Origin of the sequence: Bradyrhizobium sp. PUT101 (genome assembly GCF_052043945.1) — a bacterium.
In the GTDB taxonomy this organism is placed as follows: Bacteria; Pseudomonadota; Alphaproteobacteria; order Rhizobiales; family Xanthobacteraceae; genus Bradyrhizobium.
On record NZ_CP197207.1, the window covers coordinates 5,211,138 to 5,233,407 of the forward strand.

The 22,270-nt window shown below is 65.4% G+C and carries 24 protein-coding genes; 6 read left to right on the forward strand and 18 right to left on the reverse strand.

Annotated elements, in window-relative coordinates; all coding sequences use genetic code 11:
• Positions 1-92 precede the first annotated feature (92 nt).
• Entirely contained in the window at positions 93-1,064 is a 972-nt protein-coding gene (locus tag ACSHT2_RS25105; RefSeq protein WP_440637188.1) for a bifunctional riboflavin kinase/FAD synthetase, read from the reverse strand.
• Between the two features lie 229 nt (positions 1,065-1,293).
• Here ACSHT2_RS25105 and ACSHT2_RS25110 point away from each other — a divergent pair, with 229 nt between their 5' ends.
• Positions 1,294-1,689 (forward strand): response regulator, encoded by a 396-nt coding sequence (locus ACSHT2_RS25110; RefSeq protein WP_008567674.1) that lies wholly within the window; start codon positions 1,294-1,296, stop codon positions 1,687-1,689.
• A gap of 139 nt (positions 1,690-1,828) precedes the next feature.
• Here the strand turns inward: ACSHT2_RS25110 and ACSHT2_RS25115 are convergent, their stop codons facing one another.
• The 3 genes from ACSHT2_RS25115 to ACSHT2_RS25125 form a co-directional block, all read right to left on the reverse strand.
• Entirely contained in the window at positions 1,829-2,683 is an 855-nt protein-coding gene (locus ACSHT2_RS25115; protein WP_440637189.1) for a TIGR01459 family HAD-type hydrolase, read from the reverse strand.
• 15 nt (positions 2,684-2,698) lie between these two features.
• Positions 2,699-4,165 carry an EAL domain-containing protein gene (locus tag ACSHT2_RS25120; protein ID WP_440637190.1) on the reverse strand — a complete coding sequence of 489 codons (1,467 nt, stop codon included), beginning with the start codon at positions 4,163-4,165 and terminating at the stop codon, positions 2,699-2,701.
• 143 nt (positions 4,166-4,308) lie between these two features.
• On the reverse strand, positions 4,309-5,871 hold the full coding sequence (locus tag ACSHT2_RS25125; RefSeq protein WP_440637191.1) for a winged helix-turn-helix domain-containing tetratricopeptide repeat protein: 1,563 nt from the start codon (positions 5,869-5,871) through the stop codon (positions 4,309-4,311).
• 121 nt (positions 5,872-5,992) lie between these two features.
• Between ACSHT2_RS25125 and ACSHT2_RS25130 the strand changes: the two genes are divergently transcribed.
• Complete coding sequence (locus tag ACSHT2_RS25130; protein ID WP_440637192.1) at positions 5,993-6,832, forward strand: class I SAM-dependent methyltransferase; 840 nt, start codon at positions 5,993-5,995, stop codon at positions 6,830-6,832.
• 46 nt (positions 6,833-6,878) lie between these two features.
• Here the strand turns inward: ACSHT2_RS25130 and ACSHT2_RS25135 are convergent, their stop codons facing one another.
• From ACSHT2_RS25135 to uvrC, 7 genes are all read right to left on the reverse strand, one after another.
• Complete coding sequence (locus ACSHT2_RS25135) at positions 6,879-8,009, reverse strand: YihY/virulence factor BrkB family protein (protein ID WP_440637193.1); 1,131 nt, start codon at positions 8,007-8,009, stop codon at positions 6,879-6,881.
• Positions 8,009-8,626: a phage holin family protein gene (locus tag ACSHT2_RS25140; RefSeq protein WP_440637194.1), complete on the reverse strand. Its 618-nt coding sequence runs from the start codon at positions 8,624-8,626 to the stop codon at positions 8,009-8,011. Before ACSHT2_RS25140 ends, ACSHT2_RS25135 begins: the two co-directional genes overlap by 1 nt.
• Positions 8,627-8,717: 91 nt before the next feature.
• A complete protein-coding gene (gene prmB, locus ACSHT2_RS25145; RefSeq protein ID WP_440637195.1) occupies positions 8,718-9,677 on the reverse strand; it encodes a 50S ribosomal protein L3 N(5)-glutamine methyltransferase in 960 nt (319 codons plus the stop codon).
• A complete protein-coding gene (locus ACSHT2_RS25150) occupies positions 9,677-10,144 on the reverse strand; it encodes a molybdenum cofactor biosynthesis protein MoaE (protein WP_440637196.1) in 468 nt (155 codons plus the stop codon). The genes prmB and ACSHT2_RS25150 overlap by 1 nt, the downstream gene beginning before the upstream one ends.
• Positions 10,145-10,148: 4 nt before the next feature.
• Positions 10,149-10,400, reverse strand: a complete 252-nt coding sequence (moaD, locus tag ACSHT2_RS25155) for a molybdopterin converting factor subunit 1 (RefSeq protein ID WP_319338940.1) — start codon at positions 10,398-10,400, stop codon at positions 10,149-10,151.
• Positions 10,397-11,014 carry a CDP-diacylglycerol--glycerol-3-phosphate 3-phosphatidyltransferase gene (pgsA, locus tag ACSHT2_RS25160; protein WP_135164835.1) on the reverse strand — a complete coding sequence of 206 codons (618 nt, stop codon included), beginning with the start codon at positions 11,012-11,014 and terminating at the stop codon, positions 10,397-10,399. The genes moaD and pgsA overlap by 4 nt, the downstream gene beginning before the upstream one ends.
• Positions 11,015-11,111: 97 nt before the next feature.
• A complete protein-coding gene (gene uvrC, locus ACSHT2_RS25165) occupies positions 11,112-13,187 on the reverse strand; it encodes an excinuclease ABC subunit UvrC (RefSeq protein ID WP_440637198.1) in 2,076 nt (691 codons plus the stop codon).
• A gap of 235 nt (positions 13,188-13,422) precedes the next feature.
• Here uvrC and ACSHT2_RS25170 point away from each other — a divergent pair, with 235 nt between their 5' ends.
• Positions 13,423-14,046 carry an outer membrane protein gene (locus tag ACSHT2_RS25170; RefSeq protein WP_440637199.1) on the forward strand — a complete coding sequence of 208 codons (624 nt, stop codon included), beginning with the start codon at positions 13,423-13,425 and terminating at the stop codon, positions 14,044-14,046.
• A gap of 170 nt (positions 14,047-14,216) precedes the next feature.
• Here ACSHT2_RS25170 and ACSHT2_RS25175 read toward each other — a convergent pair whose 3' ends face one another.
• The 4 genes from ACSHT2_RS25175 to ACSHT2_RS25190 all read right to left on the reverse strand — a co-directional run bounded on the left by ACSHT2_RS25175 (position 14,217) and on the right by ACSHT2_RS25190 (position 17,022).
• Positions 14,217-14,432, reverse strand: coding sequence for a cold-shock protein (locus ACSHT2_RS25175; RefSeq protein ID WP_008544396.1), 216 nt, complete (start codon positions 14,430-14,432; stop codon positions 14,217-14,219).
• Between the two features lie 262 nt (positions 14,433-14,694).
• Complete coding sequence (locus tag ACSHT2_RS25180; protein WP_440637200.1) at positions 14,695-15,555, reverse strand: 23S rRNA (adenine(2030)-N(6))-methyltransferase RlmJ; 861 nt, start codon at positions 15,553-15,555, stop codon at positions 14,695-14,697.
• Positions 15,556-15,748: 193 nt separating this feature from the next.
• Positions 15,749-16,441, reverse strand: a complete 693-nt coding sequence (locus ACSHT2_RS25185; RefSeq protein ID WP_440637201.1) for a ribonuclease T2 family protein — start codon at positions 16,439-16,441, stop codon at positions 15,749-15,751.
• 119 nt (positions 16,442-16,560) lie between these two features.
• Complete coding sequence (locus ACSHT2_RS25190; protein WP_440637202.1) at positions 16,561-17,022, reverse strand: hypothetical protein; 462 nt, start codon at positions 17,020-17,022, stop codon at positions 16,561-16,563.
• 184 nt (positions 17,023-17,206) lie between these two features.
• On the opposite strand from ACSHT2_RS25190, the gene ACSHT2_RS25195 reads away from it, so the two are divergent.
• Both ACSHT2_RS25195 and ACSHT2_RS25200 read left to right on the forward strand, forming a co-directional pair.
• Positions 17,207-17,494: a hypothetical protein gene (locus ACSHT2_RS25195; protein ID WP_440637203.1), complete on the forward strand. Its 288-nt coding sequence runs from the start codon at positions 17,207-17,209 to the stop codon at positions 17,492-17,494.
• Positions 17,495-17,538: 44 nt separating this feature from the next.
• Positions 17,539-18,069 carry a DUF3617 domain-containing protein gene (locus tag ACSHT2_RS25200; protein ID WP_440637204.1) on the forward strand — a complete coding sequence of 177 codons (531 nt, stop codon included), beginning with the start codon at positions 17,539-17,541 and terminating at the stop codon, positions 18,067-18,069.
• Between the two features lie 65 nt (positions 18,070-18,134).
• On the opposite strand, the gene ACSHT2_RS25205 is transcribed toward ACSHT2_RS25200, so the two are convergent.
• From ACSHT2_RS25205 to ACSHT2_RS25215, 3 genes are read right to left on the reverse strand one after another with little or no spacing between them, the layout of a single operon-like run.
• Positions 18,135-19,523, reverse strand: a complete 1,389-nt coding sequence (locus tag ACSHT2_RS25205; RefSeq protein WP_440637205.1) for an ATP-binding protein — start codon at positions 19,521-19,523, stop codon at positions 18,135-18,137.
• 24 nt (positions 19,524-19,547) lie between these two features.
• Entirely contained in the window at positions 19,548-20,279 is a 732-nt protein-coding gene (locus ACSHT2_RS25210; RefSeq protein ID WP_271532029.1) for a response regulator, read from the reverse strand.
• A complete protein-coding gene (locus tag ACSHT2_RS25215; RefSeq protein ID WP_440637206.1) occupies positions 20,276-20,818 on the reverse strand; it encodes a MarR family winged helix-turn-helix transcriptional regulator in 543 nt (180 codons plus the stop codon). Before ACSHT2_RS25215 ends, ACSHT2_RS25210 begins: the two co-directional genes overlap by 4 nt.
• A 336-nt stretch (positions 20,819-21,154) precedes the next feature.
• On the opposite strand from ACSHT2_RS25215, the gene ACSHT2_RS25220 reads away from it, so the two are divergent.
• Positions 21,155-22,237, forward strand: a complete 1,083-nt coding sequence (locus tag ACSHT2_RS25220; RefSeq protein ID WP_440637207.1) for a branched-chain amino acid aminotransferase — start codon at positions 21,155-21,157, stop codon at positions 22,235-22,237.
• Positions 22,238-22,270: the final 33 nt, after the last annotated feature.

The following is a 22,270-nucleotide window of genomic DNA, read 5'->3' on the forward strand; positions in this document are numbered from 1 at the left end:
CCGCTAATCCCTATGATGCGCCGCGCAAACATGGGCTCTCCATAGCAGGGGGCCAAGGGAAGCGCAAAGGTTCGGGTGGCCCGGTTTCAGGCTCAATCGATCACGCCCAGCCTCGGAAACGCGTCTGGGGCGGCGGCCAGGATGGCGCGGGCGCGGGCAGAATCGTCGTCCATCTGGCGGATCAGGGCCTCCAGGCTGTCGAATTTCAGCTCCTCGCGGATGAAGCCGATGAAGGCGCAGTCGAGGAGCTGCCCGTAGAGGTCGCCCTCGAAGGCGAACAGGAAGATTTCCAGGAGAGGGGCGCCATTGTCGAAGGTCGGGCGGCGGCCGAAGCTGGCCACCCCGTCCAGATGCTCGGCACCGCGGCCGACCCGCACCGCGTAGATGCCGTGCTTGAGCCCGCAATTGGCGTCCAGGCGAATGTTGGCGGTGGGATAGCCGAGGTCGCGGCCGCGCTTTTCGCCATGGATGACCTCGCCCGTAATGAACCAGGGCGCGCCGAGCATGGTGGTCGCGTCGTCGAGCTGGCCCTCGGCGAGGGCGATCCGGATCGCGCTGGATGAGACGGGCCGCTCGTCGATATCGACATGCGGTTGCACGTCGACCTCGATGCCGAGCCGGGGCGCCTCGTTGACGAGAAGGCTCGGCGAGCCGACCCGTCCCTTGCCGAAATGGAAGTCGTAACCGACCGCGACGCCGCTGACGCCGAGACGCCCGATCAGGTCATGGTGAATGAAATCTTGCGCGCTGGTTCCGGCACGCCCCTTATCGAAGGTCATGACCACGGCGCCGGCCAGCCCGGCGCCGGCCAACAGCCGCAGCTTGGCCCGCTCGTCCGTCAGTCGGAATTGCGGGGTGTTGGGGCTGAAAAACCGCCGCGGATGCGGCTCGAAGGTCAATGCCAGCGCAGGGCGGCCATGCGTCCGGCCCATCTCCAGGGCTGCCGCGATCACGGCGCGATGGCCGAGATGAACGCCGTCGAAATTGCCCATGGCGACCACGGCGCCCCTCGGGATCGCGGAATCCGGCGTTGTGTCGCGGATAACGGTAAAAGGCGGAGCCATCAGGGGAAATTCTCGAACCGGGCAGGACCGGCCCGGACCGTGGCTCGACCGGCCTGACGAAGTCAAGCGGGGGAGCGCAGACATTGAACACGATCTCAATCCTTCGGAGGCGTCCCCAATTAACGCGCTGTTTAACGCCTTGATGCTAGTCCTTGAGGCGTGGAACTGCCGGGCTCCGGCCTGGCGGGTCTGATCGTAAAATTCCTGGGTATGCGTTGGGGGAGTCGAGATGGCGGTTGATTTGTCGATGCCGGTTCTGGTGGTGGATGACTACAGCACCATGATCCGTATCATCCGGAATCTGCTGAAGCAGCTTGGCTTCGAGAACATCGATGATGCCAGCGACGGTTCGGCAGCGCTGAACAAGATGCGTGGCAAGAAGTACGGGCTCGTGATCTCCGACTGGAACATGGAGCCGATGACGGGTTACGACCTCCTGCGCGAAGTCCGCGCGGATCCGAACCTCGCCACCACGCCTTTCATCATGATCACGGCAGAATCCAAGACCGAGAACGTGATCGCGGCCAAGAAGGCCGGCGTGAACAACTACATCGTCAAGCCGTTCAATGCGGCGACGCTGAAGACCAAGATCGAGGCGGTCTTCCCGGACATGGCGAGCGCGTAAGCGCTTTGGTGTCCCGGACAAGGAGCGGCGCGCCAGTGACGCGACGCTGAGCCGGGACCCAGTCTATCCACGATATTACTTGCGGCTTCTGGACCCCGGCTCTGCAGCGCTTCGCGCTGCGTCCGGGGCACAGCATTTTCTACCACTTCAATTCGCGCATCAGCGCCTTCGGCGGGTGGCCGAACAATTCCGTGACCGATGTCGGGTCGAGCTGGTCAAGACCCTCGAACTCCTCCGCATGGATGCCGCGGGTCACGAACAGGCAGTCGATGCCGAATTCGCGCGCGCCGGTTAAGTCGGTGCGAACGGAATCCCCGATCGCCAGCACCTTCTTGCGATCGATCTGATAGCCCTGGCGTTCCCCGGCGAGCGCCATGGCGCGCTCGTAGATCGGCCGGTGCGGCTTGCCATAGAAGATCACCTCGCCGCCGAGCTCGCGGTAGAGTTCCGCGATCGCGCCGGCGCAATAGATCAGCCGGTCACCGCGTTCCACTACGATGTCGGGGTTGGCGCAGACCAGCGTCAGCTTGCGCTCGCGTGCCTTCAGCATCATGCCGCGATAGTCTTCCGCCGTCTCGGTCTCGTCGTCATAGAGGCCCGTGCAGACGATGTAGTCGGCTTCCTCCAGCGGCGCGGTCACCGCATCGAGGCCGCGATAGATCGAGTTGTCGCGCTCGGGGCCGAGCCAGAACATCTTGCGGCCGGGATGCTCGGCGACATAGAGCCTTGTCAGGTCGCCTGAAGATACGATCGCGTCATAGGTCTCATCGGGGACACCGAGCTTGCGCAATTGCCGCTGCACGGAGTCGGCCGGGCGCGGCGCGTTGGTGATCAGGATCACCGTACCGCCACGGCTGCGATAGGTGTGCAGCGCCTCGCAGGCTTCGGGGAAGGATTCCAGCCCGTTATGGACCACGCCCCAGATGTCGCTGAGCACGACGTCGACGCCGCCCACGAGCTCGCGCAGGCCTTCGGCAAAATGCAGCGTGGTCATGATATGCGCGGCCGATCAGATGCGGCGCGCGAGCGCCGCGTTGCCGGTGATGCGTTGTGGCGGAGGCGCAGAAGACGTCGCGCCTGAGCTGGGTGTGCCGGAGCCATGAGGTCCCTGAACATCTTTCGTCTGGTTCGGCGGGGCCCCGGCGGTAGCAGATGCCCCCTCCGGCCGCAATGGCCGCGGCGGCGCGAACAGGAACCCCTGTCCGAACCGCACGTCGTAGTCGAGCAGGTCGACCACCGCGCGCTCGCCTTCGATCCGCTCGGCGATCAGGTCGATGCCGAAGCGGCCGAGCAGGTCGGAGAGATCGGAGGGGTGGATGTCCGAGGTCGAGGCCTGCCTGGGATCGAGCAGCAGCGTGGCCGGCACCTTGATGAAGCGCACCCCGCGATCGGCCAGCTCGCGCGGCTCGATGCGCAGATCCGTGACATGGTCGATCGAGAAACGGAAGCCGCGCTGGGCGAGCGCCGCGAGATTCTCGGTCTCGGCGGGGCCGAGATTGCGGAACGTCGACTGCTTGAATTCCAGCACCAGGGAGGGCGCCAGCGCCCGGTTGGCTTCGAGGAAGTCGAGACATTGCGCGAAGGTGGTGGAATTGCCGAGCGTGGAGGCCGCGAGGTTGCAGAACACGCCGACGTCCTTGTTGCGGACCATCAGGCGCCGCAGCACCTGCACGCAGCGCAGCATCACCATGTTGTCGATGCGCCCGATCAGGCCGGAGGCTTCCGCGATGCTGATGAACTCCTCGGCGGTGATCAGCTGGTCGCGCTCGTCGCGCAGGCGCGTCACCGCCTCGTAGAACCGCACCTTGCGCTGCGGCAGCGTCACCATCGGCTGCAGGAATATGTCGATGCGGTTCTCGTCGATTGCATTGCGCAGCGTCGCCAGCAACTGGGTCTGGCTGCGTCCGTTGCCGGTCTGAACCGGGTTGGCGGGCTGGGCCTGGACCGCCGGTGCCGGCCGGGGCGGCGCGGGCAGCGGGGGGGAGGCGACCGGCTTCTCCTCGAAGGGGGTAGCCAGATCGATCGGCGTCTCCGGCTCGGGCCTCATGACCGGGGCGGGAGCCGGCGCGTTGCCGGCCAGCAGATCCTCATGGGCCGACACGGTGGTGGCAAGCTGCCTGACCAATCCGCCGAGTTCGTTGATCTCGCCGATGACCGACTGGACGCGGTCTGAGTTGGCCGAATTGGACGAGGCGATGCGGCCCTCGATCGCGGCTAGCCGGCGCCCGAACTCGGCCACCTGGCGGGCGAGGTCGGCGGTGCCCCGCGAGAGGTCGGTGATCTGCCCGCCGACGTCGCTGCGGTCGCGCAGCCGCATCGACACCGCGTTGTAGAGGATCAGGAACGTCAGCGCGGTCAGCGCCACGATCGCCGATTCCGTTCCGCTGATGCCGGCGACCGAATAGAGCACGAGCCCGAGCGAGGCCGCGACCAGGACCATGCAGATGGCGATGAAGATCGTCGAAATGCGAATCATGCCGCGCGTTATGCCTCAAGAGCTGACTGTCGCACCCGGGAAAACACGGGTCGCGCTCGAACCCGTCTCGCCTCATGCTCCCCCAAGCGATGCATGACCCTAACATCATTGTTGATTCGAGGGGATAGTGACTGTCTCGCGGCCTATGTCAGGCCCGCCCGGCGAAAGCCTTCGAGGTAGCGGTCGCGGTCAGGGGCGAGCTTGATCGGCATGAACTCGGCGATCCAGGCGAGCGAGACGTTCGGCTGGGCGCGGCGGAGTTCCTTCAGGGCCGCATGGGCCATCTCCATCTGCCCGGCCATGCCGGCGGCCGCGGTCAGCACCCGGTGTGCGCCGACGAAGTCGCTGCGCTGGCGCAACGCCTCCTGCGCAAGCCGGATCGCCTCAACATAGTCGCCGCCAAGGAAGCGGGCATAGGCGGCGATGCCGAAATAGACCGGCGCATATGGGTCGCGCGGGCTGAGGCGGATCGCCCGGCGCGCGGCCTCTTCGGCATCCTGCCAGCGGCCACAATAGCTCAGCGCCAGCCCATGATAGCCCTGGGCCAGCGCGAAGTTCGGATTGAGCCGCAACGCCGCCTCGAACTCGGCCAGCGAATGCTCGAACCGGCGTGCGAACAGATGCACATGGCCCAGCGCGTTGTGCGCCCAGGCGTCCTCGTCATCGGCGCGGATCGCCGCCCGCGCCGCGCGCTCGGCGAGGGATACCGCCGCGGCCATCTCCATCCAGCCCATATGCGCCGTGAACATATAGCTGGTGCCGAGCAGGCCGAGCGCCTTGCCGTAGTTTGGATCGAGCGAGATGGCCTTTTCGAGCAGCGCTTGTGCGACGACATGATCCTGCCGCGTCACCCGCCAGTAATGCGAGAGCGCGCGCATCACGAGGTCCCAGGCGTCCATGCTGTCGGGCGGCTTGCGTTCGGCGTGAAAACTCTCCGCGGCATAGAGCTGCGGCTCGATGGCGGCAACGATGCGTTCGGTGATCTCGTCCTGCACCGCGAAGACGTCGGCGAGTTCGCGATCATAGCGTTCGGCCCAGAGATGGCTGCCGCTGGCGACGTCGTTGAGCTGTGCGGTGATACGGACGCGATCGCCGTCCTTGCGGACGCTGCCTTCGACGACATAGCGCACGCCGAGCTCCTCGGCGATCCGGCGGAGGTGAACCGCGCGGCCCTTGTAGATGAAGGAGGAGTTGCGCGCGATGACGAAGAACCAGCGCAGCTTCGAAAGCGCGGTGATGATATCCTCGCTGATGCCATCGGAGAAATAATCCTGCTCGGCCTCGCCGCTCATGTTGGTGAAGGGCAGCACCGCGATCGCGGGACGGTCGGGCAGGGGCAGTCCTGTCGGAGCTGGCCCGGACGGCGGGCTCGCGGCAGCCGGTCTCGCGGCGGCGGAGAGTTCGGTCACCTCGCCGACGAAGCGCACCCCCTTGCGCGCGACCGTGCGGATCAGCCGCTGCGCCTCGCCGGAATCGCCGACCGCACGGCGGGCTGCGTTGATCCGGCTGGTCAGTGTCGAGTCCGAGACAATGCGGCCGTTCCAGACCGCGTCGAGCAGGTTGTCCCGTGTCACCACGCGGTCGCGGTTGCGGACGAGGTGGGTCAGGAGATCAAACACCTGGGGTTCGAGCGCGACGAGCGCGTCCGCGTGCCGCAATTCGCGGCGCTCGGGATCGAGCAGAAAATCCTCGAACTGAAACGTCACGCGTTCTCCTCGGCTCCCGTCGGGAAATCAAGGCACTCTCAGCGTAAAATAACGCCGCTCTCAAGGCCAGCGGGCCGCATGCGCCCTATCGTCCCGGCGTTTTCAACCGCAGGAGATTGCCATGTCGACATCCGCAGCGCTGAAGCCAACCGCAGCCCAACCCGATCTTGCCGCCGTCAAGCAGCGCCAGCACGGCGCCTGGTCGTCGGGCGACTATGCCGTTGTCGGCACCACCTTGCAGATCGTCGGCGAACAGCTCTGTGAGGCAGTCGACTTACGCGCCGGCAGCAAGGTGCTCGACGTCGCCGCCGGCAACGGCAATGCGACGCTGGCCGCGGCGCGGCGCTGGTGTGACGTCACATCCACCGATTATGTGCCGGCGCTGCTCAAGCGCGGACGCGAGCGCGCGGCGGCCGAACATCTCATGGTCGAGTTCCGCGAGGCGGATGCCGAAGCGTTGCCGTTTGCCGATGCCACCTACGACGTCGTGCTCTCGACCTTCGGCGTGATGTTCACGCCGGATCAGGACAAGGCCGCCTCCGAGCTCGCGCGGGTCTGCAGATCCGGCGGCAAGATCGGCCTCGCCAACTGGACGCCGCAAGGTTTCATCGGCCAGCTGTTCAAGACCATCGGCCAGCATTTGCCGCCGCCGGCGGGGGTGAAGTCACCGGCGCTGTGGGGCACGGCTGCGCGACTTGAAGAGATGTTCGGAAGCCAGGCTTCCGAGATCGCCGCCGAGCCGCGCATGTTTGTGTTCCGCTATCGCTCGCCGGACCACTGGCTCGACATCTTCAAGACCTTCTACGGGCCTACGCTGAAGGCGTTTGCCGCGCTCGACGAGAGCGGCCAGGCCGCGCTGAAGCGGGATCTCCTGGCGCTGCTCAGGGAGTTCAACCACGCCGACGACGGCACGATCGTGGTGCACAGCGAATATCTGGAAGCCGTGATCACCAAGCGCTGATAGCCCGAGATGCGGTCGGGCCGGCCTCCGGCCTGACCGCCACCGATCAAAATGGCGCGGTGGCACCGACCGTGTCGGCCGAGACGGCTTCGCGGCTGCCGAGCGGCTTGGGCCGTCCGGTGGTCGTGTCGCGCAGCGTCTGCCGCTCGATCTCCGAATTGAGCTCGGCGCCGAACATGATGACGATCGCCGACATCCACATCCACATCATCAGGCCGATCGCAGCGCCCAGAGAGCCGTAGGTCGCGTTGTAATTGGCGAATTCCGAGAGGTACCAGGAGAGCAGGGCCGAACCGGCGATCCAGAGGATCGCGGCCGTCACGGCGCCGAGGCTCAGCCATTGCCAGCGCGGCGCGTCACGGCTGGGAGCGAAGCGGTAGAGGATGGCGAGTGCGACGAGCAGGATCAGGAACAGGAGCGGCCATCGTGCCAGCGCCACGATCAGCTTGCTTTCAGGCGCCATGCCGAGATGATTTAGCGCAAGCGGGAAGGCGACGACGGCCCCCACCATCAACAGCAGCGCCGCAATGCCGCCGACGGTAAAGGCCAGCGAGACCGTGTTCAGCCGGATGAAGCTGCGCTTCTCGCGTTCCTCATAGGCGACGTTGAGGGCGTCGAAGATCGCCTTGACACCGGCATTGGCGCTCCAGATCGCAAGCAGCAGGCCGAACAGGAACGTGACACCCAGCGTGGTGCTGCCGTTCGACACCACGCGCGCGACCTGATCTTCGACGATCTGGTACGAGCCCTCGGGCAGCATGGTCGCAAGCGTGTGCAGATTGGCGCTGATGGTCGCGGGATTGGCGAACAGGCCATAGGAGGAGACGAGCGCCGTGACTGCGGGGAAGATGGCGAGCAGCCCGAAGAAGACGACGCCGCCCGCCGTCGCGAGCAGGCGATCCTCGTCGATGCGCTGATAGGTCCGCCAGAAGATATCCTTCCAACCCGCCCAGGGGATCGTGAACGGGCTCTTCGCACGGCGGCCCCGGCCGGCCTGCATCGCCGCACCGGCCGGGTGCGTTTCCGGTGAATTCGCTTCGCCTTCGCGGTCGTCTTGCGGAGGTCCCGACCGGATCAGGCCCGTTTCCTGAATGTAGCGCTCCGCCGTCAGCACGAAGACGGCCGTCGCCGCCACCAGCAGCCAGGAATCGATCTGCTCGGAGCGCCGCAGCAGCATCACGCCTCCAGACCGTGCCTGTGGCGCCGCCGGCGGGCGGCCGTCAGCCCGACCAGGCCGACGGCAGCGAGCATCAGGCCGAGTTGCACGGGGCGGTTGGCGCGGACCGGCCAAGCTTTGCCGTGATAAGCCTTGCTGTCATGACTTTTGTTGCCATGACCGCGTTCACCCGGCGCAAGCGGCACGAGGGGAATCGTCGTTGCGACCTCCTTCACCGCCTGCTTGACCGTTCCACGTGGGATCCGCGGCGTCGCAATCGCCACGCGCAGACGGCTCGCAAGCGGCACGATCGGCTTGGCTTTGCGTTTCGTCTGCGCCATTGCCACCCCGACACACACCGCAGCCAGCGCCAGCAACAGGGCGCCGACGGCACCAAAACCCCAGAATTGGCCGTAAGTGATCGCGATCCAGCGGTACAGGGCGATCAGTCCGACGAAAAATGCTGCGACAACGAACAGGCCCGCGACCGCGAACAGTCCGCCGGCCACCGCGTAGGATGTCACCTTGCCGGTTGCGTGGCTGGTCTGGTCACGCAAATAGGATTGGGCGGCGCGTTTGACGTGATTGAGCTTGAGCGCCATGCCGGCGCGCAGCAATTCGCCCGATGGCGCGAGCATGCGGACATCCTCCGAGATTGAGAAAATTCCTCGGGGGATGAACGTGGCGGTATTTGACTTGTTCCGACGGAGCGTGATCCGTCGTGCTGAATCAGCCGAGATCGGCGGCTGCGATCCAGAACACCTCGCCCTCGGAATCCTCGGTGTCCAGCCAGAGCAGCGGCAGCTCCGGAAAGGCTTCGTCGACCAGCTCGCGGCCGCGGCCGATCTCGCAGATGAACCCGCCATCCGGCGTCAGGTGATCGGGCGCATCGCGCAGGATGCGGCGCACCACGTCGAGACCGTCGGCGCCGCCGTCGAAGGCGAGCTTCGGCTCGGCCCGGCACTCCGGCGGCAACGCAGCCATACCTTCGGCATCGACGTAAGGCGGGTTGGTGATGATCAGGTCGTATCTGTTGTCGCCGAGCGGGGCGAACAGGTCGCCGCGATAGAGGGTGATCCGGTCCTCGAGCCCGTATTCGCCGACATTGCGCGCGGCGACTTCAAGTGCTCCCTTGGAGATGTCGACGGCATCGACGGTGGCGTTCGGGAAATGATGCGCGGCGAGGATCGCGAGGCATCCCGATCCCGTGCAGAGATCGAGCACGCGCGCGACCGCCGTGGGGTCGTCGATCAGCGAGCCCGCCTCGCCCCCGGCGCCGAAATGCGAATCCAGGAGCTCGCCGATGAAGGAGCGCGGAACGATGACGCGCTCGTCGACATAGAAGGGCAGGCCGCGCATGTAGATCTTGTTGACGAGATAGGCGGCCGGTTTGCGTGTGGTGACGCGCTTGTTGATCAGGTCGAGCAGTATCTTGCTCTCCGCTGCCGTGACGCGGGCATTGGCGAAGCCCTCGAACTGTCCGGGATTGAGGTGCAGCGCCTCGCAGACCAGGAAGACGGCTTCTGCGACCGGATCGGTGGTGCCGTGGGCAAAAGCGAGCCTGGCTTCGACGAAGCGGCTCACCGCATAGCGGACGAAGTCGAGCAGCGTGAGAAGCTCTCCGCGTCCCACCTTCGCGAGCTTCGGCGCGGCGCGGCCGCGCGCGGCTTTTTTGGAGGCTTTTGCCATCAGGATTTCGTCCAGCGCGCGGCGGCCTCGTCGTCGCGGGCGTGGGCCTCGACCCAGCCCGTGCCGGTGGCGCTCTCTTCCTTCTTCCAGAACGGCGCACTGGTCTTGAGATAGTCCATCAGGAACTCGGCCGCGTGGAACGCGGCCTGTCGGTGCTGCGAGGCAGTCAGCACCAGCACGATGTTCTGGCCGGGCATGAAGCGGCCGACGCGGTGGATCACCGTGACGCCGTTCAGCGGCCAGCGCGAGGTCGCCTCGTCGACATGGCGCCCGATCTCCTCTTCTGCCATGCCGGGATAATGTTCGAGCGCGAGCGCGGCGACCTTGGCGCTGTCCTCGTCGGCGCGGCAGATGCCGGAGAAGCTCACGACCGCGCCGATGTCGGTGCGGCTGTTCGTCAGGAGCGCGATCTCGCGCGCGATGTCGAAATCGTCTTCCTGGATGCGGATGGTGACGGGGCAGGTCATGAGCCTAGCCGCCGGTCATCGGCGGGAAGAACGCGATCTCGCGGGCGCCCGCGATCGCGGCGTCTGATTTGACGTGGGCGTGGTCGATCGCGGTGCGGATCACCTTTGGCTTCTCGAACGCATAGGCATAAGCCTCGCCCTGGCCTGACAGCCAGGCGATCAGATCCTCGACGGTGCGGACGGTCGGGGGCGGCTCGATCGTCTCCTCGGCCTTGCCGACGCGCTCGCGCACCCAGGCGAAATACTTCACCTTCATCCCTCGTCCTCCTTGATGAGGTGATGGATGCCCGCACGGAAATAATCGTAGCCGGTGTAGATGGTGAGGATCGCCGAGGCCCACAGCAGCGCCAGCCCGATCATCGAGACGACGGGCACCACCTCGTCGCCGGCCGGGCCGGCGAGCAGGAAGCCGATCGCAACCAGCTGGACCGTTGTCTTCCACTTCGCAAGCTTGGTCACGGGAACGCTGACGCGGAGCGCCGCGAGGTATTCGCGCAGGCCCGAGACCAGGATTTCGCGGCACAGGATCACGATGGCGGCCCACAGCGACCAGCCGTGGATGATGCCGTCGGCGGCGAGCATCAGCAGGCAGGAGGCGACCAGCAGCTTGTCGGCGATCGGATCGAGCATCCGGCCGAATGCCGATTGCTGATTCCAGATCCGCGCGTAATAGCCGTCGAGGTAGTCGGTGACCGCAGCCGCAATGAAAATGGCGACCGCGACCCAGCGCAACCACAGCGGCTGATCAAGGATGGACTGCGCATAGATGCATCCGACCACGACCGGAATCGCGGCGATCCGGCCATAGGTCAGGATGTTCGGGAGGGACATCGCGCGTCTGGTCGTCCCTCGTGTCGTGGCGATGTTCATTCGTCCTACCAATACCGCTCGAGCCTGAAGGTCAACCGTTCCGCTTCCCAGATGGGTGCGGGATACGACGACCATATGACCGCGGTCCCCCTTTAGTTCATCCCGGCTGGGGATGGAAATACTCGAAAATCCTTCGGGCGCTCTCGGCGCTCACCCCCGGAACCTTGCCGAGATCGGTGATCGAGGCCCGTTCGATCTCCTTCAGGGTCCCGAAATGATGCAGCAAGGCACGTTTACGTGACGGGCCGATGCCCGGAATCTCCTGCAAACCGGCCTCGCGGATGTCCTTCTTGCGCAGCTTGCGGTGCGAGCCGATGACGAAGCGATGGGCCTCGTCGCGCAGGCGCTGAATGAAATAGAGCACGGGATCGCGCGGCTCGAGCTTGATGGCCTCGCGTTCCGGCATGAACAGGGTCTCGCGGCCGGCATCCCGGTCCGGTCCCTTCGCGACCGACATCAGCGACACCTGGGTCAGGCCGAGATTTGCAAAGATCTCGCGGACCGCGTTGAGCTGCCCGCGGCCGCCGTCGATGATCACGAGGTCGGGCCATTGCGGGAAGTCGTCGTCCTTCGCCTTGGCGGCACCCTCCTCGGGCGGATTGATCAGGCGCTTGAAGCGGCGCTCCAGCACTTCGCGCATCATGGCGTAATCGTCGCCGGGCGTCAGTCCTTCCGACTTGATGTTGAACTTCCGGTACTGATTCTTCACGAAGCCGTCGGGTCCCGCGACGATCATGGCGCCGACCGCATTGGTGCCCTGGATGTGGCTGTTGTCGTAGACCTCGATGCGCTTGGGCGGGTGCGGCAGGTTCAACGTCGCGGCCATGGCGTCCAGCAGGCGGCTTTGCGTCGCGGTATCCGCGAGCTTGCGGCCGAGCGCCTCGCGCGCATTGGTCAGCGCGTGGGTGACGAGCTCCTTCTTCTCGCCGCGCTTGGGCGCCGCGACCTCGACCTTGTGGCCGGCCTTGATCGACAGCGCATCGGCGAGCAGCTCGCTCTCCTCGATCTCGTGCGAGAGCAGGATGTTCTTCGGCGGCGGCTTGTCGTCGTAGAACTGGGCGAGGAAGGAGCCGAGCACTTCTTCCGGCGTAAAGGTCTTTTCCGCGCGTGGGAAATAGGCGCGGTTGCCCCAGTTCTGGCCGGTGCGGAAGAAGAACACTTCGACGCAGGAGAAGCCACCCTCCTGGTGGATGGCGAACACGTCGGCTTCTTCCACCGTGCGCGGATTGATGCCCTGCTGCGACTGGATCGCCGAGAGTGCAGCAAGGCGGTCGCGGTAGAGCGCGGCGCGCTCGAATTCGAGCTCACTGGCCGCCTTCTCCATCTCACCGGCAAGCTCCCGCTTCACCGCATGGCTTTTGCCGGAGAGGAAGTCGGTCGCCTCGCGCACGAGCGTCGTATAGCCAGGAAAATCGATCTCGCGGGTGCAGGGGCCGGCGCAGCGGCGGATCTGGTAGAGCAGGCAGGGCCGGGTGCGGCTCTCGAAGAAGGAATCGGTGCAGGAGCGGATCAGGAAGGCGCGCTGTAGCGCCGTGATGGTTCGGTTGACCGCGCCCGCGGAGGCGAACGGGCCGAAATAGCGTCCGGGCCGGCTCTGCGCGCCGCGATGTTTCAGGATCTGCGGCGCCCAATGGTCGCCGGTGATGAGGATATAGGGAAACGACTTGTCGTCGCGCAGCTGCACGTTGAAGCGCGGCCGCAGTTGCTTGATGAGGTTCGCCTCGAGCAGCAGCGCCTCGGTCTCGGTGCCGGTCGAGACGATCTCCACGGTGGAGGTGGCGGCGATCATGCGCAGGATGCGGGCCGGCAGCGGCGCACTCTGGCGCGCATAGCTGGACAGCCGCTTTTTGACGTTCTTGGCCTTGCCGACATAGAGCACGTCGGAACTCGCATTGAGCATGCGATAGACGCCGGGCGAGGTGGGGGCGAGCCGAACCGCGCGTTCGATCGCCTCGTGGCCGGTCGCGAGCGGGCCTTCGCCGACGGCGCCACTCTCTTCCAGGATATCAGGCAGCCGCGCATCGTCCTCGTCATCGCCGCTTGCGCTGGCGGGATCGAGGTCCGGCGGCGCCGTCTCCTGTTGGATCTCCTGGGGCGGAGCATCCGCTGCCGTGCCGCGCCGGGATTTGCGCGCGCGTGCGTCGTCCGGATTGTCGGTGGAATCGTGAACCATGGGACGAATTTAGGGGCTGGGGGTGCCGATTTGAAGTTCCGGCCCTGCCGCACGCACAGGTCCCGGTAACGCTTCCTTAAGTCTGTTAAGAGCGCAGTAACCCGACTTAACAGCCCTTTAACTTAAAACTCTCGATAAATCCTACGCGAAAAGTTCTTGGTTCCGTAACCATGCGACAGGCCGGCGCGGCGGCGCAGGCGTCGCGCGGGTTGCGACAGTTGCGTTGGAGTGAGTGATGAAGGGGCTCGTTGTGGGCGCGGCCGCGTTGGTTGCAGCCGGCTGGACGGCTTCGGCAGAGGCCGCCGATTTCAATTATGGGCAGCGTGCGCCCTACACCGTCAACCAGCCGCTCAATGCCTATAGTTGGGCAGGTCCCTATCTCGGCGGCAACATCGGCTATGAATGGGGTTCGGTGGACAACAACCCCTCGAAGCCGTCGGGCTTCGTCGGCGGCGTGCAAGCCGGCTACAATTTCCAGAACGGCCCGTGGGTGTTCGGTGTCGAGGGTGACATCCAGGCCGCCGGTGCCGACGACACCTTCGCACCGTGGAAATTCTCCAATCCGTGGTTCGGCACCCTGCGCGGCCGCGCGGGATATGCGTTCAGCAACGTGCTGTTCTACGGCACTGCCGGCCTTGCGTTCGGCGAGCTGCGTGGGGAGACCTTCGGCTGGACGGAGTCGCACACCACCGCGGGCTGGACCATTGGTGCCGGCGCGGAAGTGGGCCTCGTGCCGAACTGGAGCGTCAAGCTCGAATATCTCTACATCGATCTGTCCACGAGTCAGTTCGCAATTACGGGCGTGTCGAACGGCTATAGCGCCAGCATTGTCCGCGCAGGCGTGAACTATCGCTTCTGACGTCTCAAGAAGAAAATTCCGGACCAGCCTCCCGGCCGCTCGCGGCCGGGATTTTTTTGCGCCAGGCTGGCTAGAGCCTTTCCCGTTCCGATGGAATCGGACAGTGCTCTGGATTCTCGTTTGACGCGTTTTCTTGCCGCGAACCGGTGTCGACTTCGCTCGAAAACGCTCTAGGAGAGGATCACCAGATTGACCGCCTTCGGTCCTTTCCCCTTCTTGTCCGGTTCGACTTCGAAAGTGATACGCTGTCCTTCGGCAAGGTCCTTCAGTCCCGCCCGCTCCACAGCAGTGATGTGAACGAAGACATCGCGACCGCCGTCGTCGGGCTTGATGAAGCCGTAGCCGCGCTCGCCGTTGAAGAACTTGACCGTTCCCGTCATGGCCATCGGGAAACTCCCCCTCATTGCTCCTCCGCCGCGACGCAGACTCACGTCACGACATGACCGGGCCTTACGGAGCCCGGGAGCTGGCCATCCTTGGACGGACCATCGGTCCGGCCGGATCTTTCTTAGGCCTTCACTCCGCCGCAACCATTCGCGGAAGCGGAACGCAAAGCCAGTCACGGAAACAGCATAATACGGTTCTTCGCAGATTGACTACCGTTCCTGCATATTTTTCCCAAGAATGCCGGAGTGTTACGGCTTGGCTTTAAGGCTTGGGCACCTCCAATCGGAATCTGGCAGCCCCGCCCTGGCCGAGCGGCATTTCCAGTTCGGGCAGGATGGTCTTGAGCTCGCCTTGCAGCGTGTAGGGCGGATTGATGATCAAAAGCCCGGTCGACGTGAGGGGTCCGCCATCGACTTGCGGCGCAGCGCTGAATTCGAGGCGCAGGCATTTTCCCGGCGGTTTTGCTGCGGCTGCGAGCCGCGCCACAAGCTGCGCCAGCGTGTCGGTGGCACGCCGGCTCTTGGCGGGATACCAGATTACATAGATACCGGTCGGCCATTTCGCGAAGGCTGTCGAGAAGGCTTCGCCCAGCCGTTCGAACTCGTCCTTGGCCTCGAAGGGCGGGTCGATCAGCACGAGGCCGCGCCGCTCCTTCGGCGGCACGAAGGCTGGCAGTGCCACCCAGCCGTCGAGATCGACCACGCGGGCCTGTTCGTCGCGACGCAGCACGTCGATCAGCGCTTTCCGCGCCTTCGGCTCGATCTCGCAGGCGACGAGCCGGTCCTGCGGCCTGAGCAGGCCGCGCGCGATCAACGGCGAGCCCGGATAGGCCTTGAGCTCGCCCTTCGGATTGAAGGCGCGGACGATGTCGAGATAGGGCTTGGTCAGCGCCGCGGTCTCGTTCGACAGGCGCGCCTGCAGCAGCCGCGCAATGCCGGTCAACCATTCGCCGCCCCGGCGCGCCTCGTCGCTGTCGAGATCGTAGAGGCCGGCGCCGGCATGGGTGTCGATGACGCGGAACGCCGCCGGCTTGTCCTGCAAGTAAGTGAGGATGCGCGCCAGCACGATGTGCTTGACGACATCGGCGAAGCTGCCGGCGTGGAAGGCGTGGCGGTAGTTCATGGCGGAGAGCACTACGCCACGTGACGGCTTGAGCAAAGAGGCACAATCAAGTGTCCCCGACGCGGCGCAGCGTGTAACGCTGCGCCGCTGAGCCGGGACCCAGCTTCTTCTTGCGCGATGGGCCCCGGATCAGCCGTGCACTACGCCGCGTTTCGCGGCGCATTGCACTACATCCGGGGCAAGAGATCTCCGCCTACCCGCCCCTGATCGGCGGCATCGTCACCTGGTCGCGGCGGCAGGCGCGGCGTTCGATCTCGTCGCAGGCGCGGAATTGCAGGTCCTTGCTGAGGCAGATGCGGACCTCGGACAGCCGTGTCCGGTTGCAGGTGACCGAGACGCTGGCATTGCTGAGGCCCGGATTGGCCTTGATGAAGGCCTCCTCAACCTCTGCCGGCGCTACGGTCTTGGCCTCCGACAGATCGAGATAGTCGGCCGGGATCTTGATCGCGGCGCGCGCCTTCCGGATCGTCTCGAAATAGCTGCGGCCCTCGAGCCCGGAGCAGGTGCCATGCTTGTCCCATTCGTTGAAGATGAGGCCCGGCGCCGGCATCAGATCGAGCATCGAGGACACGATGTTGCGGTTCAGCCGCGGCGCCGGCCGCCGGCAATATTCCGGGAAGCCGTTCTCATATTGCGGCCACAGCCCGTGCACCACGAAAGCGTAGGGCCGGCCGCCGCACTGGATGTGGGAGCGGCTGCCGCGCTCGGCCGCCTCTTCGCAGAACGAGGGCGACCATGACAGCGCGAGCACATAGAAATCGAATTCGCCCGGTGCGTTCTGGCGCTTGTCCTGCGCCTTCGCGCCGCCGGCGAGTGTTACCAGCCCAGCGGCGAGGGTCAGCGAGATCATCAGACGGGACAACGAACGCAATCTGGGATGAAACATGGCAACGCCCCTCAACTAGACTGTGCACGCAGCCTAGCAGGCAATGAGAACATTTCAAGAACAAAATTCGAAGCGGTTGTCGTCTGAGGGCTGATCAGCCGAATCAGGCCTTCTTCGGATCAGGGCTTGGCGGCGCGGCAGGCCGGATTGTAGGCCCAGTTGCGATCGAGTCCGACCACGCACCATTCGACGCCGTCGCCGTAGCCGGCAAAGCCGCCATCCTCCATGATCGAGAAGTGCACCTTGCGCACCTTGCCGTCATTGAGCATGGCCTCGCCGGTGCAAAAGCGGCGCGGAATATTGTCGGACTGCCAGGGCCTGAACGCGACCTCGCGAACGGCGGAGAAGCCGGTGATCTTCAACGAGGAATTCCAGAACGAACTCTCTTTTTCCCAGAACTGGGTGGCGATCGTCGGCAGGGCCTTGTCGCAATCGACGACGGCGCCGTCGTAGCGCGGTCCGCTCAGCCAGAAATTCAGTTCGAGCGGATTGGCGGCCCTGGCCTCGCCGAGCGACAGCGCCCCGAACATGAGGCCGAGCAGGGCGGCAAAGCGAAGCGATTTCGGGGAGGGGGCGCGCATGGTCAATCCAGACAGCTTAGGTCTTGCGAAGCTTAGACGGTGCCGCGAAGGCCGGGGGAGGTCAAGTGCAGCGCGGCAACACTTGGCCAGGAGTTGACCAGGACGTCGCGGCCAACCGGGCATCTGTTCTTTCCACTTCCATCCCGGCACCGTAGACTGGCGCCAGCCAATTGGAGTGACGGGAATGCGAATCATTGCGGCCGCTGGCCTTCTTGCCCTGGGTATGATGGCGGGCCAGTCGGCGCGCGCCGATATCGTGCCGCCGTTCAAGGGCAACGACACCGGCGGGATCATCGCCTATTCGATGGCGACCCAGGTCGACGCGCGTCAGGTCGCTGTCGATCACTGCGCACGCTACGGCAAGGTCGCCAAATTCCTGGCGGTGCAGGGCTATGAGGGCGGTTACATCTCGTTCGCCTGTCGCTGGGTGCCCTATGGTGCCGCCGAGCAGCCGATCCGCACGCTGTACTGAGACGCTGTCGTAACGCCGCACTCTCTCGGCCGGGAGCCTCCCACATGACGCGCAAACTCGCTTTGCTCGGCTCGACGCTTTGCCTCGCGTTGTCGGCAGGCAGCGCCAGCGCCGACGACCTGCCGGTGCGCAAGGCCGGTCTTTGGGAAATGAAGCTGGTCACGACCGGCTCGCCGGTGCCCGAGATGACCATGCAGCACTGCACCGACGAGACCGTCGACAAGGAGATGAGCAACAACGTCTCCCCGATGGCCAAGCAGATCTGCGCCAAGCAGGAGATCAAGAAGACTGCGACCGGCTATGTCAGCGATTCCGAGTGCAACGTCGCCGGCGTCAGCACGACGTCGCATGCCGAGATCACGGGCGATTTCAACTCGGCCTACACGGTGAAGACCACCTCGCACGCGCAAGGCGGTGTCGCCGGCGCAGCCGGCCGCGATACCACCATGACGCTGCAGGCCAAATGGCTGGGCGCCTGCAAGCCGGACCAGAAGCCCGGCGACATCGTGATGCCGGGCGGATTCAAGATGAACCTGCGCGACATGGACAAGCTGAAGGCGCTGCTGCCGAAGTAGGATTTGCTCGCCGCGCAGGCGATGCGCTCCCTCGCCCGTTCTCACGGGGAGAGGTTAGGAGCAGCCTACACCGGAATCCGCACGCTCGCCCTTAATCCCCCCATCGGGCTGTCACCCAGCGTGATGTCGCCGCCATGCGAGCGGGCGATGTCGCGGGCGATGGCGAGGCCGAGGCCGGTGCCGCCTTCGTCCTGGTTGCGGGCGTTGTCCAGCCGCAGGAACGGCTTGAACACCTCTTCGCGCAAGTGAGCGGGAATGCCCGGGCCGTCGTCGTCGATCGTGACGGTCAAATAACGGTGATCGCGCTGGCCGGTGATGGCGATGTTCTTGCCGTAGCGCGCCGCGTTGGTGACGAGGTTGGCGAGGCAGCGCTTGAACGAGGCCGGCTTCACCGTCACCACGGGCAGGCCGTGGAACGCGACGGTCGCGATGTGGCCGTGGCGTTCGGCATCGCTGCGCAGCTCCTCGAGCGCCTGCGCCATGTCGGTCGGCTGCGACTGCTCGCCGGAATCGCCGCGCGCGAAGGCGAGGTAATCCTCCAGCATCATCGACATCTCGTCGACGTCCTTGCGCATGCCCTCGAGCTCCGGACTGTCGCCGATCAGCGCCAGCTCGAGCTTGAAGCGGGTCAGGATGGTGCGCAGATCGTGGCTGACGCCGGCGAGCATCGCGGTACGCTGCTCCATCGTGCGCTCGATGCGCGACTTCATTTCGAGGAAGGCGACTGCCGCACGCCGCACCTCGCGCGCGCCCCTCGGGCGGAAATTCGGCGCCTCGCGGCCCTTGCCGAAGCTCTCGGCGGCATCGGCAAGGCGCAGGATCGGCTTGATCTGGTTGCGCAGGAACAGCACCGCGACGATCAAGAGGATCGAGGACGTCCCGACCATCCAGAACAGGAAGATCTCCGAGTTCGAGGCATAGGCGGCGCTGCGCTGCGCGAACACGCGCATCACGGCATCATCGAGCTGGATGCGGATCTCGACCAGGTTGGAGCGGCCGACCGTGTCGATCCAGAACGAGCGCCCGATCTGGCGGCCGAGCTGCACCGACAGCGTCTGGTCGAGCAGCGAGAAGAACGGTTTTGGTCCCGGCGGCGGCATGTCCCCGGCGGGCAGGAAATCGACCACGAGGCCGAGTCGCTGCTGCGCGATGCGGCGGATCTGGTCGCGGTCCTTGTCCTGCGGATAGCCCTTGTAGACATCGATCAGCGCAGCGATGTCCTGCACCACCGCAGCCGACAGACGGCGCGTCACCGTGTTCCAGTGCCGTTCCATGAACACGAAGGCGACGACCGATTGCAGCACCACCATCGGCACGATCATGATGAGGAGCGCGCGGGCGTAGAGGCCGGTCGGCATCCAGCCCTTGAACGCGTTGCCCATCCAGCCATTGGCGGCGGAGACGCGGCCGGCGGCGCTCTTCAAAAGCGTCAGGCCGGTATCGATCGTGCTCATCGGTCGCGCTTCACTGCTGAGGTCTCAAGGCGAGGCCACCAGCCGGTAGCCGATGCCGCGCACCGCCTGGAGGAACAGCGGATTGGCGGGGTCGGTCTCGATCTTGCGCCTGAGGCGGTTGATCTGCACGTCGACGGCGCGCTCGTTGACGCTGCCGTTGCCGGTCAACGCGCTGCGCGGCACGGTCTCTCCCGGTGTTTCCGAGAGAATCCGCAGCATCTCGCGCTCGCGGTCGGTGAGATGGATGACCTCCTCGCCCTGGCGCAATTCGCCGCGCTCGAGATGGTAGACGTAGGGACCGAAGGCAATCTTCTCCACGATCGCGACCTGTGGCGGCGGGGCGGCCCGCTTGAGGATGTTGTTGATGCGCAGCGCGAGCTCGCGCGGCTCGAACGGCTTTGCCACGTAATCGTCGGCGCCGATCTGCAAGCCCTCGATGCGGGCTTCCGCCTCGTGCCGCGCCGTCAGCATCACGATCGGCACCGAGGAGGAGGTCCGGATGAAGCGGGCGAGATCGAAGCCGGTCTCGCCGGGCATCATGACGTCGAGGATCAGGAGGTCGAAATGCAGACCCAGCAGTTTCGAGCGTGCATCGCCGGCACTCGCCGCGGTGGTGACGCGGTAGCCCTCACTGGCGAGAAAGCGCGAGAGCAGATCGCGGATGCGGCGGTCGTCGTCGACCAGCAGCAGATGCGGGGCATCGTCGGCAGGTTGCACCGGCGGGCGGGCGAGCGTGGCAGCGAGCGACACGGTCACTCCTTGGCGTCGTGGTTGACGGAAGCGAAGATCGTCTCGAGCACCTTGTCCGGATCGTCCCGGTCGATCATCGCGCGCAGGAAGCGCTTCACGGTCTCGGCATCCTGCGGAGCCATCTCCGCAAGTGCCCTGGTGATTCGCGTGGTCTGGAGGCCGGCGAGCTTCTGCACCAGCGCCTCGCCCTTCGGCGTCGCGTAGAGCAGGCGCTGGCGGCGATCATTGTCGCCGGTCTTCTGCACGATATAGCCCTCGTCCAGGAGCTGCTTGAGGACGCGGCCGAGCGACTGCTTGGTGATGCGCAGGACGTCGAGGAGGTCCGCGACCTTCAGGCCGGGATAGCGGTAGACGAAATGCAGGACGCGGTGGTGGGCCCGGCCGAAGCCGAACGCCTCCAGCTCCTGGTCGGGATCGCCGACGAAGTCGCGGTACGCGAAGAACAGCAGCTCGATGATATCCCAGCGCAAATTGCCTCCGTCGTCTGCGGCCGGCCTGGGCTCGGCGGCGTCGTGAGAGGAAGTCGCGAAATTTATGTCAGGCATATTGACGTATCTTGGGTTCAATGTTACAAAACGATCGACCCGCACGAAATTTTAGATCGCTTCGCGTCGGGTAGCATCGGAGCAAGGCGCCGGAGCGAGCCGGACAGGCGACGACGGCCGGATCAGATCTACCGTGCGATTGTCGAGCGGCATTTCGGCAAAACATACTGGACTTCCGCCTTCCGCAAAAGCATGTCCTCGGTGACATGCTGGCCACGGAAACCGGCCGTAACAAGGCTGGCGGTGGTCCGCCAGAAACAATCAAAGCCAGCCGGGCCCCGAAGCGGGCAGGCGGGCGCCAGAACAGCGCCGCCAGCGGCAGCGGGAGGCAAGGACATGAGCATGAAATTCGATATCCAGCCCGCATCCAATCCAACCCCTGAGAAGGACCGCGTCGCCAGGCTGGTGGACCCCGGCTTCGGACGGGTCTTCACCGATCACATGGCGATCGTCCGCTACAGCCAGGCCAAGGGCGGCTGGTATGAGGCGCGGGTCGAGGCGCGCACCCACTTCCAGCTCGATCCGGCCGGCGCGGTCCTGCACTACGCCCAGGAAATCTTCGAGGGCCTCAAGGCCTACAAGCGCGACGACGGCGGGGTGAACCTGTTCCGCCCCGACGCCAATGCGCGGCGCTTCAGGGACTCGGCCGACCGCATGGCAATGGCCCAGCTTCCGGAAGACGTCTTCATCGAGGCGGTCGAGCAGGTCGTGCGCATCGACCGCGCCTGGATTCCGGGCGGCGAGGGCAGTCTTTACCTGCGTCCCTTCATGATCGCGAGCGAGAACTTCCTCGGCGTCAAACCCTCGTCCGACTACATTTTTGCAGTCATCGCTTCGCCGGTCGGCTCCTACTTCAAGGGCGGGCCTGCGCCGGTCTCGATCTGGGTGTCCGAGAATTATACCCGCGCCGCGGTCGGCGGCACGGGCGCCGTCAAATGCGGCGGCAACTACGCCGCGAGCCTGCGCGCCCAGGCCGAAGCGATCCAGCACGGCTGCGATCAGGTCGTCTTCCTCGACTCGGTCGAGCGCCGCTACATCGAGGAGCTCGGCGGCATGAACGTGTTCTTCGTGTTCGACGACGGCTCGCTCTCGACGCCGCCGCTCGGCACCATTCTGCCCGGCATCACCCGCGACTCCATCATCACGCTCGCCCGCGATGCCGGCAAGACCGTGCGCGAGGAGCCGTACTCGCTCGATCAGTGGCGCAAGGACGCTGCCTCAGGCAAGCTGAAGGAAGCTTTCGCCTGCGGCACCGCCGCGGTGATCTCGCCGATCGGCAAGGTGCGCTCTGTGAACGGCGACTTCGACATCGGCGGCGGCGCCGCCGGCCCTGTCGCCATGGGCCTGCGCAAGCAGCTCGTCGACATCCAGTACGGCCGCACCAACGATCCGCACGACTGGATCCGGAAGGTCTTCTAGGGACTCTCGTGTCCCGGACGCGACGCAGCGCTT